Origin of the sequence: Streptomyces sp. NPDC008079, assembly GCF_042957385.1 — a bacterium.
In the GTDB taxonomy this organism is placed as follows: domain Bacteria; phylum Actinomycetota; class Actinomycetes; order Streptomycetales; family Streptomycetaceae; genus Actinacidiphila.
This window is the reverse complement of the sequence record NZ_JBIBIC010000011.1, coordinates 134263-148946: the sequence shown is the minus strand read 5'-3', so window position 1 is coordinate 148946 and position 14684 is coordinate 134263. Positions and strand designations below refer to the sequence as shown.

Here is a 14684-nt window from a genome sequence, read left to right as displayed (position 1 = left end):
AGAGCGGGGGAGAGCGGCTGTGGAGGCGATCGGTCGCGGGGACGTCGAGGCCGCGCTGCGGCGGGCGGACGCGGCGGGGCGGACGACGGCGGAGGAACTGCTGCGGGAGGCCGTCGACCTGCTCGCGGCGGAGAGCGCCACCGCGCTCGACGGGACGTCCCCGGCCGACCCCGCCGATCCGGCGCGGACGCTGAGCGCCGCCGCGGCCGTCAGCGACACGCTCCGCCGACGCCTGGCGCGGTGGATCGCGTCGACGGCCGCCGACAGCACCGGCACCGCCGTCCCCCGGCACCCCGGTCCCCCAGCGGTCGACGCGCCGCACGCCCCGCCCGCCGACCGCCTGGTCAACACCGTCACCGGCGGCGACCACCGGGGAGGCGTCGTCCAGGGACACACCATCGGCGACGTCCACTGGCACGCCGCTCCGGCGCCCGTGGCGTTGCCGACTCCGCGGCAGTTGATCCCCGCCCCTCGCCGTCTGTCCGGCAGGACACGGGAGTTGGCGGACCTCGACGCCATGCTGCGCGGCGAATTCCGCGCGGGTCCCCTGGTCGCCGTCGTCAACGGGCCTGCGGGAGTGGGCAAGACGGCCCTGGCCGCGTACTGGCTGCGCAGCGTCGCCGCGGACTTCCCCGACGGGCAGATCTACGTCGACCTGCGGGGGCACGCCCCAGAGGGCCCGGCGGCGCCTCCCGAGGCACTGGGCATGTTCCTGCGCGCCTTCGGGATGACGGCGATCCCCGGCGACCCGGCCGAACTCGCCTCCCTGTGGCGGTCCGTCACCGCGAGCCGCCGCCTGCTCCTCATGCTCGACAACGCCATCTCCGCCGCCCAGGTCAGGCCGCTGCTGCCGGGCTCCGAGCAGAGCGTCGTGGTCGTGACCAGCAGGCGGAGGCTGACCGGTCTCGGGCTGGAGGGCGCGGTCTTCCACCCGGTCGGGGTGCTGGACGCCGAGGCGTCCGCGGACATCCTCGCCCAGCGGGTGGGCGTCCTGCGGACCGAGGCGGAGCCCGCGGCCGTGCGCCGGGTGATCGACTCCTGCGGCGGCCTGGCCCTGGCCGTCTGCGTCGCCGCCGCGCGGATGGCGGCCCGCCCCGGCCAGCCGCTGGCGGCGACGGCCGAAGCCCTCGACCGCGGGGAGCAGAGCCTCGCGGAACTGCGGATCGGAGAAGAAGCCGCTGTGCAGAGCGCCCTCGACGCGTCCTACCGCCTGCTGCCGGAGGACGCCGCCGCGTTGTACCGGCTGCTGGGCGTACTGCCCTTCGCCGACGTGGGCCTGCCGCTGGCCGCCGCCGCGACCGGCCGCGACGAGGCCGTCGCCGACCGGCTGCTGGAGACGCTGGCCGAGGCCAGCCTGTTGGAGGAGGCGGCGGGCGGACGGCACCGCTTCCACGACCTGGTGCGCCTGCACGCCCGCGGCCTCGCGGAGGCGCGCGACCCGGAGCCGGTCCGTACGGCCGCCGTACGCCGGGCGCTGGAGTGGTACCTGGCGACGGCGACGGCCGCGGAGGAGCTGATCAGCCCGTCCCACCGCACCTTGGACCGCGACTACCCGGCACTGTCCCCCGACCGGGCCCACACCTTCACCGAGGAGAAGCGCGCGCTCGCCTGGCTGGCGGCCGAGCAGCACCACCTCATGACGGCGGTGCGGCTGTCCGCCGCGCGCGGCTGGGACGGCCTGTGCTGGCAACTGGTGGACGCCCTGTGGCCGCTGTGGCTGCGGCTCAGGCCCTACGCGCTGTGGGTCGAGGCGCACCGCCTCGGCCTGGAGGCGGCCCGCCGCGCCGGGCACACGCCGGGCGAACTGCGGATGCTGACCTCCGGTGCCACCGGTTTGTGCGACTGCGGCGCCACGGACGAGGCGATCGTGTGGTTCGGCCAGGCGCTCGACCTGGCGCGGTCGGCGGGGGACCGGCTCGGCGAGGCCCAGGCACTCCACGGCCTCGGCCAGTCCCACCACTACGCCCGGCGGCTCGACGAAGCGGCGGACTGGTTCGGCCGGGCCCTGCGGCTGCGCGAGGAGATCGGCTACGTCCGCGGCGCCGCGCTCTCCCGGATGTCCCTCGGCGACACCGCCCGGCTGGCCGGCCGTCCGGAAGCCGCCGTCGCGGCGCTGCGCCAGGCGCGGGCCGACCTGCTGGCACTGCCCGACGCGTACGAGGCGAACCGGGCGCTGGCGCTGCTCGGCCGCGCGCTCGGGGAGGCGGGCAGGACCGGTGAGGCCGAGACCTGTCTGCGGCAGGCAGCCGCGGAATTCGAGGCGCGCGGTTCGGTCCACTGGGAGGCGTACAGCCTGGACATGCTCGGTGTGGTCCTCCAGCGGGCCGACCGCCCGGACGACGCGAGGCGTGCGTACGAGCGGTCGGTCGCGCTCTACGAGAGCGTCGGGGCCTCCGACACGGACCGGGTCACGGCCCGGATCGCGGAGCTGGACGCCGGACCGGGTACGGCACCCGAGCCGGATCCGCCCGTCGGCTCCGGCACGAGGTGAACGGCCCACCGGCCGGCCCCGCCGGGCTCTCGTGAGGCCGCCGCGACCAGCAGTGGACGGTTCAGCGGCAGCCGGGCAGCGGCGCACGCGTGCAGGAGCGACCCGACGGCGGCCGTGGCGGCGCCCCCGCGGACCGTCCCGCACCCGCCCGGGGGCCCGGACGCGTACACCGTCAGCGGGGGAGCGCCGGTGACGGCGGCGAGCCACGCGGAGCCCCCGCCGCCGTATCCCGCGCAGACCGCCAGGACGCCGGGATGACGGCGGAACACCCGCCGTGTCCAGGCGAGCGCGACGGCCCGGGAGGGCAGCGGCAGGCCGTGCCACAGCACGTCGGCGCTGTCCCGCCAGGGCACGCAACGGGCGTCGTCCCAGCGGACGCTCAGGTGCTCGTCGGCGAAGGCGCCCCCGAACGGCGCCCCGTCACCGCCCACCAGCAGTTCCACCCGGACCTCGCGGCACCCCGGCGCGGCGTGCCCGGAATCCCGGCTCACGGTGACCCGCCGCCCTCGGCCGATGCCACGGGCGGCGGCAGCGGGTCGGGGAGATCCAGTTCCCGCGTCTCCGGCTCGTGGGCGGGCTCGCCCAGCTCCAGCAGCCGGTACATCAACCGCCGCATCCGGCCGTTGAAGCGGCCCGGCTCCGAGGAGATCCGCGCGGCGATCCTGCGGTACGCGCGCCGGTCGTAGTGGTCGCGCGCGTAACGGAGCTGCCGCGACAGCGAATGCGTCAGGGAGATCGCCGGCGCGAGGGCCGCCAGCGCCGCTCCCGGCGAGTGCGGATTGACGTCCTGACCGGGAAAGCGGGCCATCACGATCGGGACGTCGCACATCGCCGCGTACAGCGTCAGCGAGCCGTGGTCGCCGATCACCGCGTCCGCCGCGACCAGCAGCGGACGCCAGTCGACGTCGGGCGCGATCGGCTGAACGGCCTGCCGGCCGTCGCCCGCCAGCCACGCGCGCACCTGCCATCCGCCGTGGCCCGCCCAGGCGTTGGGGTGCAGCAGCAGATACGTACGGAAGCCGTCCGCCGGGTCCAGGTCGGCGAGCACCCGCGGCAGCAGTGCCTCCAGCCGGTTGAAGCTCGACCCGAGGCCCCAGGTGGAACAGACCAGCACCAGCTTCTCCCCGTCCCGCAGGCCCAGCGCCCTGCGGTACTCGTCCCGGCGCCCCAGGCTGCGCGCGATCCGGTCGTACGAGGCGTCCCCGACCACCTCGGCGATGGGCAGCGCCTCGGGGCAGGACCGCGACAGCAGCGCCAGGTCGTCTCGGTGGGCGAGGGCGTACGCGGCCGGGACCACGCGGTCGCCGATCATCAGGAAGTCCCTGGCCAGACCGCTGACGCCCCGCCGAGCCGCGCCGGACGGCCCGGACAGCTTCATGTGCCCCGCGCCGTGCGGGATCCGCAGCAGGGGGCCGCGCAACTGTTCAAGGCCCTGGGAGCCCGCGGCCAGCACCAGGTCGTACTCCTCGGTCACCGCCTCGGACCAGGGCAGCACCTGGGCGTCCAGCGCCGTCAGGAAGGCGCCGACACCCGGGTTGAAGGCGTGCGGGGCGATGGTGAAGCGTACGTGGATCCGCAGATCGGAGCGGAGCAGTTCGAACACGTCCTTGAGCCGCTGCCCGTACACCACGGTGTGCACCACGACCAGGACTCGCTTGCAGTCGGACAGTGTGGACCACCGTCCGGGATCGCGTATGGCCGGGCCGGTAAGCCCGTCTACCGCTGACATGGGTGAAACCCCCCGAAGTGAGTCTTCTCTCCTGCGACCGGTGCCCGGCCGCAGGAAGCGGCTTGCCCGGGGCGTCTGGCGGAAGGCTTGCCAAACCCTTGCCGAAACCTTGCCCGGCAGGCCGGGGGACGGGCGGTCTTGGGACCCGGGGGGAGCGAACGGGCCGCGACGGCGCGAAGTCCGCGCCCGGCGCAGCGTTCTCCGGGTCACGCTCGCGGCAACGGCCCGGTCCCGCTCGGGGCGTCAAGACGCCGTCAAGGTCGCCCCGGCGGTGGCCGCGCGCCCGGAATATCCCGTTGCGCGGTTCTAGAGTCGGAGGGTGCGCCTGCCGGGCCGTCCGGGCGAAGGGGGCGGCGGAGCGGGACGATGGAGACATGGCACGCGGGAAGCTGCGCATTTATCTGGGGGCGGCACCTGGTGTGGGGAAGACCTACGCCATGTTGTCGGAGGCGCATCGGCGTGCGGAGCGCGGTACGGACGTGGTGGTCGGGTACGTGGAGCACCACAGGAGGCCGCGGACCGAGGTGATGCTGGCGGGCCTGGAGGAGATCCGGCGCAAGGAGATCGACTACCGGGGGACCGTGTTCACGGAGATGGACGTGGACGCGGTGCTGGAGCGGGCGCCCGAGGTGGTGCTGGTCGACGAGCTGGCGCACACCAATGTGCCGGGGTCGCGGAACGCGAAGCGGTGGCAGGACGTCGAGGAGCTGCTGAAGGCCGGGATCCACGTCGTCTCGAACGTCAACATCCAGCACCTGGAGTCACTCGGTGACGTGGTGGAGTCCATCACCGGGGTGAAGCAGCGCGAGACGGTGCCGGACGAGGTGGTGCGCAGGGCCGACCAGATAGAGCTGGTCGACATGTCGCCCCAGGCGCTGCGCCGCCGGATGGCGCACGGCAACATCTACGCCCCCGACCGGGTCGACGCGGCGCTGTCCAACTACTTCCGCCCCGGCAATCTGACCGCGCTGCGCGAGCTGGCGCTGCTGTGGACCGCGGACCGGGTCGACGAATACCTCCAGCAGTACCGGGCCGACCACCGGATATCGGCCGCGTGGCAGGCCAGGGAGCGGATCGTGGTCGGCCTGACCGGCGGCCCCGAGGGCCGCACGCTGCTGCGCCGGGCGGCCAGGATGGCCGCCAAGGGCTCGGGCAGCGAGATCCTGGCCGTGCACATCGTGCGCAGCGACGGCCTGGTGTCCGGCTCGGCCAAGGAACTGGCCGTCCAGCGGGCCCTGGTCGAGGACCTGGGCGGATCCTTCCACCACGTCATCGGCGACGACGTGCCGGACGCGCTGCTGGACTTCGCGCGCGGCGTCGACGCCACCCAGATCGTGCTCGGCACGAGCCGCCGCAAGGCATGGCAGTACGTGTTCGGGCCGGGCGTCGGCAGCACCGTGGCCCGCGACTCCGGCGACATCGACGTCCACATCGTCACCCACGAGCACGCCGCCAAGGGCCGCGGGCTGCCCTCCGCGCGGGGCGCGAAACTCGGCCGCTCCAGGGTCGTGGCGGGCTGGCTGACCGGCGTCGCGGGCCCCGTACTGCTCGCGGTGCTGCTCACCCGCTGGCACCCCGGCATGAGCCAGGCCACCGAGATGCTGGTCTTCCTGACCATGACGGTCGCCGCGGCCCTGATCGGCGGACTGCTGCCCGCGCTGGCCGCGGCCCTGGTCGGCTCGCTGCTGCTCAACTACTACTTCACGCCGCCGACGCACTCCTTCACCATCGCCCAGCCAGAGAACATCATCGCCATCGCGATCTTCATCGTCGTCGGCGCCGCCGTCGCCTCGGTGGTGGACCTGGCCGCCCGCCGCACCCAGCAGGCCGCGCGGCTGCGCGCGGAGGCCGAGATCCTGTCGTACCTGGCGGGCAGCGTCCTGCGCGGCGAGAGCTCGCTCGAAGCGCTGCTGGAACGGGTCAGGGAGACCTTCGGCATGGACGCCGTGGTGCTGCTGGAACGGGACGACGAGCACGCGGCCTGGCACTGCGCCGCGAGCGTCGGCAGCACCCCCTGCGTACGGCCCGAGGACGCCGACGTGGAGGTGCCCGTCAACGACCGGCTCACCCTCGCGCTCACCGGCCGCGTCCTGCCCGCCTCCGACCGCCGTGTGCTGTCCGCGTTCGCCGCGCAGGCCGCCGTGGTGCTGGACCGCAAGCGGCTGACCGACGAGGCGGCCAAAGCCAGGGAGCTGGCCGAGGGCAACCGGATACGTACGGCCCTGCTGGCCGCCGTCTCGCACGACCTGCGCACCCCGCTCGCCGGGATCAAGGCGTCGGTGTCCTCGCTGCGCTCCGCGGACGTCGCCTGGTCGCCGGAGGACGAGGCGGAACTGCTGGCCGGGATCGAGGACGGCGCCGACCGCCTGGACCACCTGGTGGGCAACCTCCTGGACATGTCACGGCTCCAGACCGGCACCGTCTCCCCGCTGATCCGCGAACTCGACCTGGACGAGGTGGTGCCGATGGCGCTCGGCGGCGTCCCCGAGCAGAGCGTCGCCCTCGACATCCCCGAAACGCTCCCGATGGTCGCCGTCGACCCCGGCCTGCTGGAGCGCAGCGTCGCCAACGTCGTCGAGAACGCCGTCAAGTACAGCCCGGAGAACGAGAAGGTGCTGGTCGCCGCCAGCGCGCTCGGCCACCGCGTCGAACTGCGCGTGGTCGACCGCGGCCCCGGCGTCCCCGAGAGCGCCAGGGACCACATCTTCGAGCCGTTCCAGCGGTACGGGGACGCGCCGCGCGGCAACGGCGTCGGCCTCGGCCTCGCGGTGGCGCGCGGCTTCGTCGAGGCGATGGGCGGGACACTGGTCGCCGAGGACACACCCGGCGGCGGCCTCACGATGGTGCTGACGCTGCCCGCCGCGCACGGGGCCCCCGCAGCGCCCGGCGTTCCCGACCGGCCCGCCACGGCCGTCTCATGACCGAACAGAAGAGCGCACAGAAGATCGAACAGAAGAGCGAACAGAAGAGGACGCACATGTACCGGGTGCTCGTGGTGGACGACGAGCCGCAGATCGTCCGCGCCCTCGTCATCAATCTGCGGGCCCGCGCCTACGAGGTCGACGCCGCGCACGACGGCGCCACCGCGCTGCGGGTCGCCGCCGCCCGCCACCCCGACGTGGTCGTCCTCGACCTCGGGCTGCCCGACATGGACGGCGTCGAGGTGATCCGCGGCCTGCGCGGCTGGACCCGCGTGCCGATCATCGTGCTGTCCGCCCGGCAGGCGTCCGACGAGAAGGTGGAGGCGCTGGACGCGGGCGCCGACGACTATGTCACCAAGCCGTTCGGCATGGACGAGCTGCTGGCCCGGCTGCGCGCCGCGGTCCGCCGCGCCACGCCCACCGGACCCGACGACGACGCCGCCGTCATCGAGACCGAGTCCTTCACCGTCGACCTGGCGGCGAAGAAGGTCAACAGGGACGGCGCGGACGTACGCCTCACCCCGACCGAGTGGCACCTGCTGGAGGTGCTGGTACGCAGCCCCGGCCGGCTGGTCAGCCAGAAGCAGCTCCTCCAGGAGGTCTGGGGGCCCGCCTACGGCACCGAGAGCAACTACCTGCGGGTCTACATGGCGCAGCTGCGCCGCAAGCTGGAGGCCGACCCGGCCCGCCCCCGGCACTTCATCACCGAACCGGGCATGGGGTACCGCTTCGAGCAGTGACCGGGCTTCCGGTGGCGACCCGGTCCGGTGGCGACCCGGTCCGGCAGTGACCCGGCTCTCCCGGAGCGGCCCCTTCGGGGCAATGACCGGGCTCTGACTGGCCGGTACCCTGGGGAATATGAGTGGTGCCATCCGTTCGGACCGACCCGCGGGACGTTTCCGCCGCATGCTCGACCGCCTGTCCTCCTCGCAGGAGGAGCTGCACTCCGAGGAGCTGCAGAAGGACGCCCTGGCCGTCGGCTGCACGAGGATCTGCGACTGCTCCGACCGCCAGATAGTGTCCGTCACCGGTACGCTGCGTACGGTCACCCTCCGTCCCCGGGCCGGTGTGCCCGCGCTGGAGGCGGAACTCTTCGACGGGTCCGCCGCGCTGGACGTGGTCTGGCTCGGCCGCCGCAGTATCAGCGGTATCGAACCCGGCCGTCGGATCATCGCCTCCGGCCGGATCTCCATGAACCGGGGTCGTCCGGTGCTGTTCAACCCCAAGTACGAACTGCGTCCGGTCGGACAGGAGTAACAGGTGGCGTCGATCGACAACACGGATCAGACGGTCCGCGCGGATTCCCGGCCGCCCGGCGGGAGCACGGACGGTACAGGGACCGACGAGGTCACCGGCGAGGCCGCGGGCGGGATCACCGACGAGTCGCGGGCGGTCACCGAGGCCGCGCTCTTCGACGCCTTCGGCGGGCTGCGCGGCATGGTGGAGACCACCGTGCCCGGCCTGGTCTTCGTCGCGATCTACACGGTCAACAAGGACCTCAAGAGCTCGGCCATCGCCGCCCTCGCGCTGTCGGTGCTGATGGGCGTGGCGCGGCTGGCCCGCAAGGACACCCTCAAGCACGCCTTCAGCGGGGTCTTCGGCGTCGCCTTCGGCGCGGTCTTCGCCATGATGTCGGGCAACGCGAAGAACTTCTATCTGCCCGGCATGCTCTACACGCTCGGCCTGGCCGTCGCGTATCTGGTCTCCGCCGCCGCGGGCTTCCCGCTGCTCGGCCTGATCCTCGGGCCGATCTTCAAGGAGAACCTGTCCTGGCGGAAGCGGAATCCCGGACGGCTGCGCGCGTACACCAAGGCGAGCTGGGCCTGGGGCCTGATCCTGCTGGCCAAGTCGGCGATCCTCTTCCCGCTGTACTGGTGGGGCAACGCGACGCAGCTCGGCTGGGTCAAGGTCGCGCTCGGCATCCCGCCGTTCCTGCTGTCGGTGTACCTGACCTGGATCTTCCTGGTGAAGGCGCCGCCGCCGATCGACGTGATCGCGGAGATGGAGGCGGCCGAGGCCGCGGAGAAGGCCGAAAAAGCCGAAAAGGCCGGAACGGCCGGAACGGCAGAAAACACGGAAAAGGCCGAGCGGACGGGCACGACGGGGAAGTCCGCCAAGCACGCCAGGCCCTGACCCGCGCGTCCGTACGGCATGCGAAAGGGGGCGGGCCCGGACCTCACCGAGGTCCGGGCCCGCCCCCTTTTTCGCGGGTCGTCAAGGAGCGACTACTCCGTGGCGGTGCCACCGTCGCCCTGGAGCGACAGCAGATCCTCCAACTGCTCCTCCCGGTGCGGCGCGGCCACGAACAGCAGCTCGTCACCGGCCTCCAACGCGTCGTCCTTGGACGGCGTCAGCACCCGGTTGCCGCGGATGATCGTGACCAGTGAGGTGTCCTGCGGCCACTCCACGTCGCCGACCCTGGTGCCGACCAGCGCGGCCTCCTCCGGCAGCGTCAGCTCCACCAGATTCGCGTCGCCCTGGCTGAAGCGCAGCAGCCGTACGAGATCGCCGACGCTCACGGCCTCCTCGACCAGCGCCGACATCAGCCGCGGGGTGGAGACGGCGACGTCCACGCCCCACGACTCGTTGAACAGCCATTCGTTCTTGGGGTTGTTGACCCGGGCGACCACCCGGGGGACCCCGTACTCGGTCTTCGCCAGCAGCGAGACCACCAGATTGACCTTGTCGTCACCGGTGGCGGCGATGACCACGTTGCAGCGCTGGAGCGCGGCCTCGTCCAGCGAGGTGATCTCGCAGGCGTCGGCCAGCAGCCACTCCGCCTGCGGGACCCGCTCCACGGAGATGGAGGTGGGGTTCTTGTCGACGAGCAGCACCTCGTGCCCGTTCTCCAGCAGCTCGCCGGCGATGGACCGGCCGACGGCCCCCGCCCCGGCAATGGCGACCCTCATCAGCGCGCCTCCTCGGGACCCTTGGCGAATGCCGCCTCGACCTCGGCGACCCCGTCGGTCCGCATCATCACGTGCACCAGGTCGCCCTCCTGGAGGACGGTCTGGGACGTCGGCACCATCGCCTCGCCCAGCCTGGTGAGGAACGCCACACGGACGCCGGTCTCCTCCTGGAGCGTGCTGATCTTGTGCCCGATCCACGCGACCGACGTGTGCACCTCGGCGAGCTGTACGCCGCCGCTCGGGTCGCGCCACAGCGGCTCGGCACCGGACGGCAGCAGCCGCCGCATCATCTGGTCGGACGTCCACCGCACGGTGGCCACGGTGGGGATGCCCAGGCGCTGGTACACCTCGGCACGGCGCGGGTCGTAGATCCGGGCCGCCACGTTCTCGATGCCGAACATCTCGCGGGCCACCCGGGCCGCGATGATGTTGGAGTTGTCGCCGCTGCTGACCGCCGCGAAGGCTCCCGCCTCCTCGATTCCGGCTTCGCGCAGCGTGTCCTGGTCGAACCCGACTCCGGTCACCCGGCGCCCGCCGAACCCGGAGCCCAGGCGGCGGAAGGCCGTCGGGTCCTGGTCGATCACCGCGACCGTATGACCTTGCTGTTCGAGGGAGTGCGCGAGAGTGGAGCCCACTCGCCCGCATCCCATAATCACGACGTGCACGACCGTCCTTCCGGCTGTCAAACGTTTGTGGCCGGGCTCTTGTGGAGCCCCGCGGAGCACTGTTGGTCAGCACAAGCGTCTCAGACCGCGGCCAAAGCTACACACGCGTGCGGCGGGCGAGAAGGTTGCGCCGACCGGACGCACAACTTCCCCACCGAAGCCGTACCCCGCCCGTCACCAAGTCCCCCACAGTCCTTAGGGCAGTGGGGGGAGCGCCCGTATTGACGATCCCTTAACATCGCGGGGTGTCCAAACTGACCGACCTGCCGAAACGGATCCTGATCGGCCGGGCGCTACGCAGCGACAAGCTGGGGGAAACGCTCCTCCCCAAGCGGCTCGCGCTACCCGTCTTCGCCTCCGACCCGTTGTCCTCCGTCGCGTACGCGCCGGGCGAGGTCCTGCTCGTCCTGTCCATCGCGGGGGCCTCGGCCTACCACTTCAGCCCGTGGATCGCCGTCGCGGTCGTCGTGCTCATGTTCACAGTGGTGGCCTCCTACCGGCAGAACGTCCACGCCTACCCCTCCGGCGGCGGCGACTACGAGGTCGCCACCACCAACCTGGGGCCCAAGGCCGGACTCACCGTCGCCAGCGCGCTGCTCGTCGACTACGTCCTGACCGTCGCCGTCTCCGTCGCCTCCGGAATCGAGAACCTCGGTTCCGCCGTCCCCTTCTTCGCCGACCACAAGGTGCTCGGCGCGGTCGGCATGATCTTCCTGCTGATGGTCATGAACCTTCGCGGGGTGCGCGAGTCCGGGAGCATCTTCGCCATCCCGACCTACGCGTTCGTCGTCGGCGTCTTCTGCATGATCGCCTGGGGCACCTTCAAGATCGCCACCGGACACGACATGCAGGCGCCCACCGCGCACTACACCATCCACGCCGAGACCTCGGGCATCGGCGGCTTCGCGCTGATCTTCCTGCTGCTGCGCGCCTTCTCCTCCGGCTGCGCCGCGCTCACCGGCGTCGAGGCGATCAGCAACGGCGTCCCGGCGTTCAAGAAGCCCAAGTCCAAGAACGCCGCGACCACGCTCGCCGCGATGGGCCTGCTGGCCGTCACCATGTTCTGCGGCATCATCGCGCTGGCCATGAACACCAAGGTGCACATGGCCTCCAACCCGGCGACCGACCTGCTGAACAACGGCGTCCCGGTCGGCTCCGGCTATACGCAGGACCCGGTGATCGCGCAGGTCGCCGAGGCGGTCTTCGGCCACAATTCGATCCCGTTCATCTTCCTGGCCGCCGTCACCGCGCTCGTGCTCTTCCTCGCGGCGAACACCGCGTACAACGGCTTCCCGGTCCTCGGCTCGATCCTCGCCCAGGACCGCTACCTGCCGCGCCAGCTCCACACCCGCGGCGACCGGCTCGCCTTCTCCAACGGCATCGTGCTGCTCGCGGGCTTCGCCGCCGTCCTCGTCTACATCTACGGCGCGGACTCCACCCGGCTGATCCAGCTCTACATCGTCGGCGTCTTCGTCTCCTTCACGCTCAGCCAGACCGGCATGGTCCGGCACTGGAACCGGCACCTGCGCACCGAGACCGACCCGGCCAAGCGCCGCCACATGCACCGCTCCCGCGCCATCAACACCTTCGGCGCCTTCCTCACCGGCCTGGTGCTCGTCATCGTGCTGCTGACGAAGTTCACCCACGGCGCCTGGGTCGCGGTGCTCGGCATGATCGCCTTCTACGCGCTGATGACCGCGATCCGCGGCCACTACACGCGGGTCGCGGACGAGATCGCCGCCGAGGACGAGCCGGGCGACGACTACGTGCGCCCGTCGCGCGTGCACTCCATCGTGCTGGTCTCCAAGCTGCACAAGCCCACCCTGCGGGCGCTGTCCTACGCCAAGCTGATGCGCTCCGACACCCTGGAGGCGCTCAGCATCAACGTCGACCCCGACGACACCAAGGCGCTCCAGACCGAATGGCAGCGCCGCGGCATCGACGTACCGCTGAAGGTCCTCGACTCGCCGTACCGCGAGATCACCCGGCCGATCATCGAGTACGTACGGGGCCTGCGCCGCAGCAGTCCGCGCGATGTGGTCAGCATCTACATCCCGGAGTACGTGGTCGGCCACTGGTACGAGCACGTGCTGCACAACCAGAGCGCGCTGCGGCTCAAGGGGCGGCTGCTGTTCACCCCCGGTGTGATGGTCACCTCGGTGCCCTGGCAACTGGAGTCCTCCGAGGTCGCCAAGGCGCGTGCCAGGCGCCGCGCGGACTGGAACGCGCCCGGTGCGATCCGCCGCGGTCCGGTCGGTCCGCCGCGCCGCGACAGGGAGCACACCGGCAACGGCGGACGCCAGAAGTGACGCCCGGCCCGCGGCCCCGGTCCCGGCCGGGACCGGGGCCGCGGGCCGGGACCGGGATTCCGGCCGGGCGCGGGCACGTAGACTGGAGGGCTTGTCCCCTCGGACACCCCGGCACGCGCGGGGCCCGTCCCCGCGCACCCCACCTTTAAGCTCAGGAGCACCGCCCCCATGCAGACCGAATCCGCACCGTCACTGGTCGGCCAGGAGTACGAGGTCGAGGTCGGCCAGGTGGCGCACGGCGGCCACTGCGTCGCGCGCACCGACGCCGGGCAGGTGCTCTTCGTCCGGCACGCGCTGCCCGGCGAGCGGGTCGTCGCGCGGGTCACGGAGGGCGAGGAGGGCGCGCGGTTCATCCGGGCCGACGCCGTGGAGGTGCTGACCGCGTCCAAGGACCGGGTCGAGCCGCCGTGCCCCTTCTCCGGGCCCGGCCGCTGCGGCGGGTGCGACTGGCAGCACGCGGCGCCCGGCGCGCAGCGCCGCCTCAAGGCGACGGTCGTCGCGGAACAGCTCGAACGGCTCGCCGGGCTCACCCCGGAGCAGGCCGGCTGGGACGGCACCGTGATGCCCGCCCCCGGCGACAAGGTCGCCAAGGGCGAGGTGCCCGCGTGGCGGACCCGCGTGCAGTACGCGGTGGACGCCGAGGGCCGCGCCGGACTGCGCAAGCACCGCTCCCACGAGGTCGAGGTGGTCGACCACTGCCTGATCGCCGCCCCCGGCGTCAGCGACCTCGGCGTCGAGGACCGTACGTGGCCGCAGATCGCCACCGTCGAGGCCATCGCCGCCACCGGTTCGAACGACCGTCAGGTGATCCTCACCCCGCGCCCCGGCGGGCGGCTGCCGATCGTCGAGCTGGACCAGCCGGTGTCGGTGCAGCGGATCGGCGAACGCGACCACGCCGTGCACCGCGTCCACGGCCGCCCCTTCGTCCGTGAGCGCGCCGCGGGCCGCACCTGGCGCGTCGGCGACGGCGGCTTCTGGCAGGTCCACCCGAAGGCCGCCGACCTGCTGGTGGAGGCCGTCATGCAGGGCCTGATGCCGCGCAAGGGCGACATGGCGCTCGACCTCTACTGCGGGGTCGGCCTCTTCGCGGGCGCGCTGGCCGAACGCGTCGGCGACCAGGGCGCCGTCCTCGGCATCGAGTCGGGCAAGCGCGCCGTCGAGGACGCCCGGCACAATCTCCAGGACTTCGACCGCGTCCGCATCGAGCACGGCAAGGTCGAGCAGGTCCTGCCCAAGACGCGGATCGACGAGGCCGACCTCATCGTCCTCGACCCGCCGCGCGCGGGCGCGGGCAAGCAGACCGTCCGCCGGCTCGCCGCCCTCGGCGCCCGCCGCATCGCCTACGTGGCCTGCGACCCCGCCGCCCTCGCCCGCGACCTCTCCTACTTCGCCGAAGCCGGCTACCGCCCCACCACCCTGCGGGCCTTCGACCTCTTCCCGGTCACCCACCACGTGGAGTGCGTCGCGATCCTCGTGCCGGAGAAGCCGGAGAAGCCGGAGAAGCCGGAGAAGCCGGAGAAGAAGGACGCCTGACGCCGGAATGACGCGCGGGGCGTCCGGCTCGCCCTAGTCGCCACGGCCGCCGAACACGAGCGGCTGATGGACCGGCTGTCCGAAGCGCTCTGCCCCGACCCGGACCACGAGGGCCCCTGCCCGGTCC

At 72.6% G+C, this 14684-nt stretch carries 11 protein-coding genes; 7 read left to right on the top strand and 4 right to left on the bottom strand.

The features are described 5' to 3' along the window. Positions 1-19: 19 nt before the first annotated feature. On the top strand, positions 20-2491 hold the full coding sequence (locus ACFZAM_RS23260) for a tetratricopeptide repeat protein (RefSeq protein WP_391048883.1): 2472 nt from the start codon (positions 20-22) through the stop codon (positions 2489-2491). Here the strand turns inward: ACFZAM_RS23260 and ACFZAM_RS23255 are convergent. Next, positions 2374-2982 (bottom strand): hypothetical protein, encoded by a 609-nt coding sequence (locus ACFZAM_RS23255; RefSeq protein WP_391048880.1) that lies wholly within the window; start codon positions 2980-2982, stop codon positions 2374-2376. The genes ACFZAM_RS23260 and ACFZAM_RS23255 overlap by 118 nt on opposite strands. Then, the gene (locus ACFZAM_RS23250; RefSeq protein WP_355338500.1) at positions 2979-4220 is read right to left on the bottom strand and encodes a hypothetical protein; all 1242 of its coding nucleotides are present in this window, start codon (positions 4218-4220) and stop codon (positions 2979-2981) included. Before ACFZAM_RS23250 ends, ACFZAM_RS23255 begins: the two co-directional genes overlap by 4 nt. A 374-nt stretch (positions 4221-4594) precedes the next feature. Between ACFZAM_RS23250 and ACFZAM_RS23245 the strand changes: the two genes are divergently transcribed. The 4 genes from ACFZAM_RS23245 (at position 4595) to ACFZAM_RS23230 (ending at position 9274) form a co-directional block, all read left to right on the top strand. Further along, positions 4595-7141: a sensor histidine kinase KdpD gene (locus ACFZAM_RS23245; protein WP_355338503.1), complete on the top strand. Its 2547-nt coding sequence runs from the start codon at positions 4595-4597 to the stop codon at positions 7139-7141. Between the two features lie 56 nt (positions 7142-7197). After that, a complete protein-coding gene (locus ACFZAM_RS23240) occupies positions 7198-7881 on the top strand; it encodes a response regulator (protein ID WP_188282663.1) in 684 nt (227 codons plus the stop codon). A 118-nt stretch (positions 7882-7999) separates the two neighbouring features. Then, the gene (locus tag ACFZAM_RS23235) at positions 8000-8398 is read left to right on the top strand and encodes an OB-fold nucleic acid binding domain-containing protein (RefSeq protein ID WP_188282613.1); all 399 of its coding nucleotides are present in this window, start codon (positions 8000-8002) and stop codon (positions 8396-8398) included. A 114-nt stretch (positions 8399-8512) separates the two neighbouring features. Beyond that, positions 8513-9274, top strand: a complete 762-nt coding sequence (locus ACFZAM_RS23230; RefSeq protein WP_391049037.1) for a DUF3159 domain-containing protein — start codon at positions 8513-8515, stop codon at positions 9272-9274. 92 nt (positions 9275-9366) lie between these two features. Here ACFZAM_RS23230 and ACFZAM_RS23225 read toward each other — a convergent pair whose 3' ends face one another. Both ACFZAM_RS23225 and ACFZAM_RS23220 read right to left on the bottom strand, forming a co-directional pair. After that, positions 9367-10050: a TrkA family potassium uptake protein gene (locus ACFZAM_RS23225; RefSeq protein WP_355338506.1), complete on the bottom strand. Its 684-nt coding sequence runs from the start codon at positions 10048-10050 to the stop codon at positions 9367-9369. Next, a complete protein-coding gene (locus ACFZAM_RS23220) occupies positions 10050-10715 on the bottom strand; it encodes a TrkA family potassium uptake protein (protein ID WP_355338509.1) in 666 nt (221 codons plus the stop codon). Before ACFZAM_RS23220 ends, ACFZAM_RS23225 begins: the two co-directional genes overlap by 1 nt. Before the next feature lie 245 nt (positions 10716-10960). Here ACFZAM_RS23220 and ACFZAM_RS23215 point away from each other — a divergent pair, with 245 nt between their 5' ends. Further along, positions 10961-13024: an APC family permease gene (locus tag ACFZAM_RS23215; protein WP_355338512.1), complete on the top strand. Its 2064-nt coding sequence runs from the start codon at positions 10961-10963 to the stop codon at positions 13022-13024. Positions 13025-13192: 168 nt separating this feature from the next. Continuing rightward, positions 13193-14557, top strand: a complete 1365-nt coding sequence (locus ACFZAM_RS23210; protein WP_391048873.1) for a TRAM domain-containing protein — start codon at positions 13193-13195, stop codon at positions 14555-14557. The last annotated feature ends 127 nt before the right edge of the window (positions 14558-14684 follow it).

Coding starts and splice junctions, on each gene's coding strand:
- ACFZAM_RS23210 (WP_391048873.1), top strand. CDS start 13,193: ATGCAGACCGAATCCGCACCGTCACTGGTCGGCCAGGAGTACGAGGTC.
- ACFZAM_RS23225 (WP_355338506.1), bottom strand. CDS start 10,050: ATGAGGGTCGCCATTGCCGGGGCGGGGGCCGTCGGCCGGTCCATCGCC.
- ACFZAM_RS23250 (WP_355338500.1), bottom strand. CDS start 4,220: ATGTCAGCGGTAGACGGGCTTACCGGCCCGGCCATACGCGATCCCGGA.
- ACFZAM_RS23245 (WP_355338503.1), top strand. CDS start 4,595: ATGGCACGCGGGAAGCTGCGCATTTATCTGGGGGCGGCACCTGGTGTG.
- ACFZAM_RS23235 (WP_188282613.1), top strand. CDS start 8,000: ATGAGTGGTGCCATCCGTTCGGACCGACCCGCGGGACGTTTCCGCCGC.
- ACFZAM_RS23240 (WP_188282663.1), top strand. CDS start 7,198: ATGTACCGGGTGCTCGTGGTGGACGACGAGCCGCAGATCGTCCGCGCC.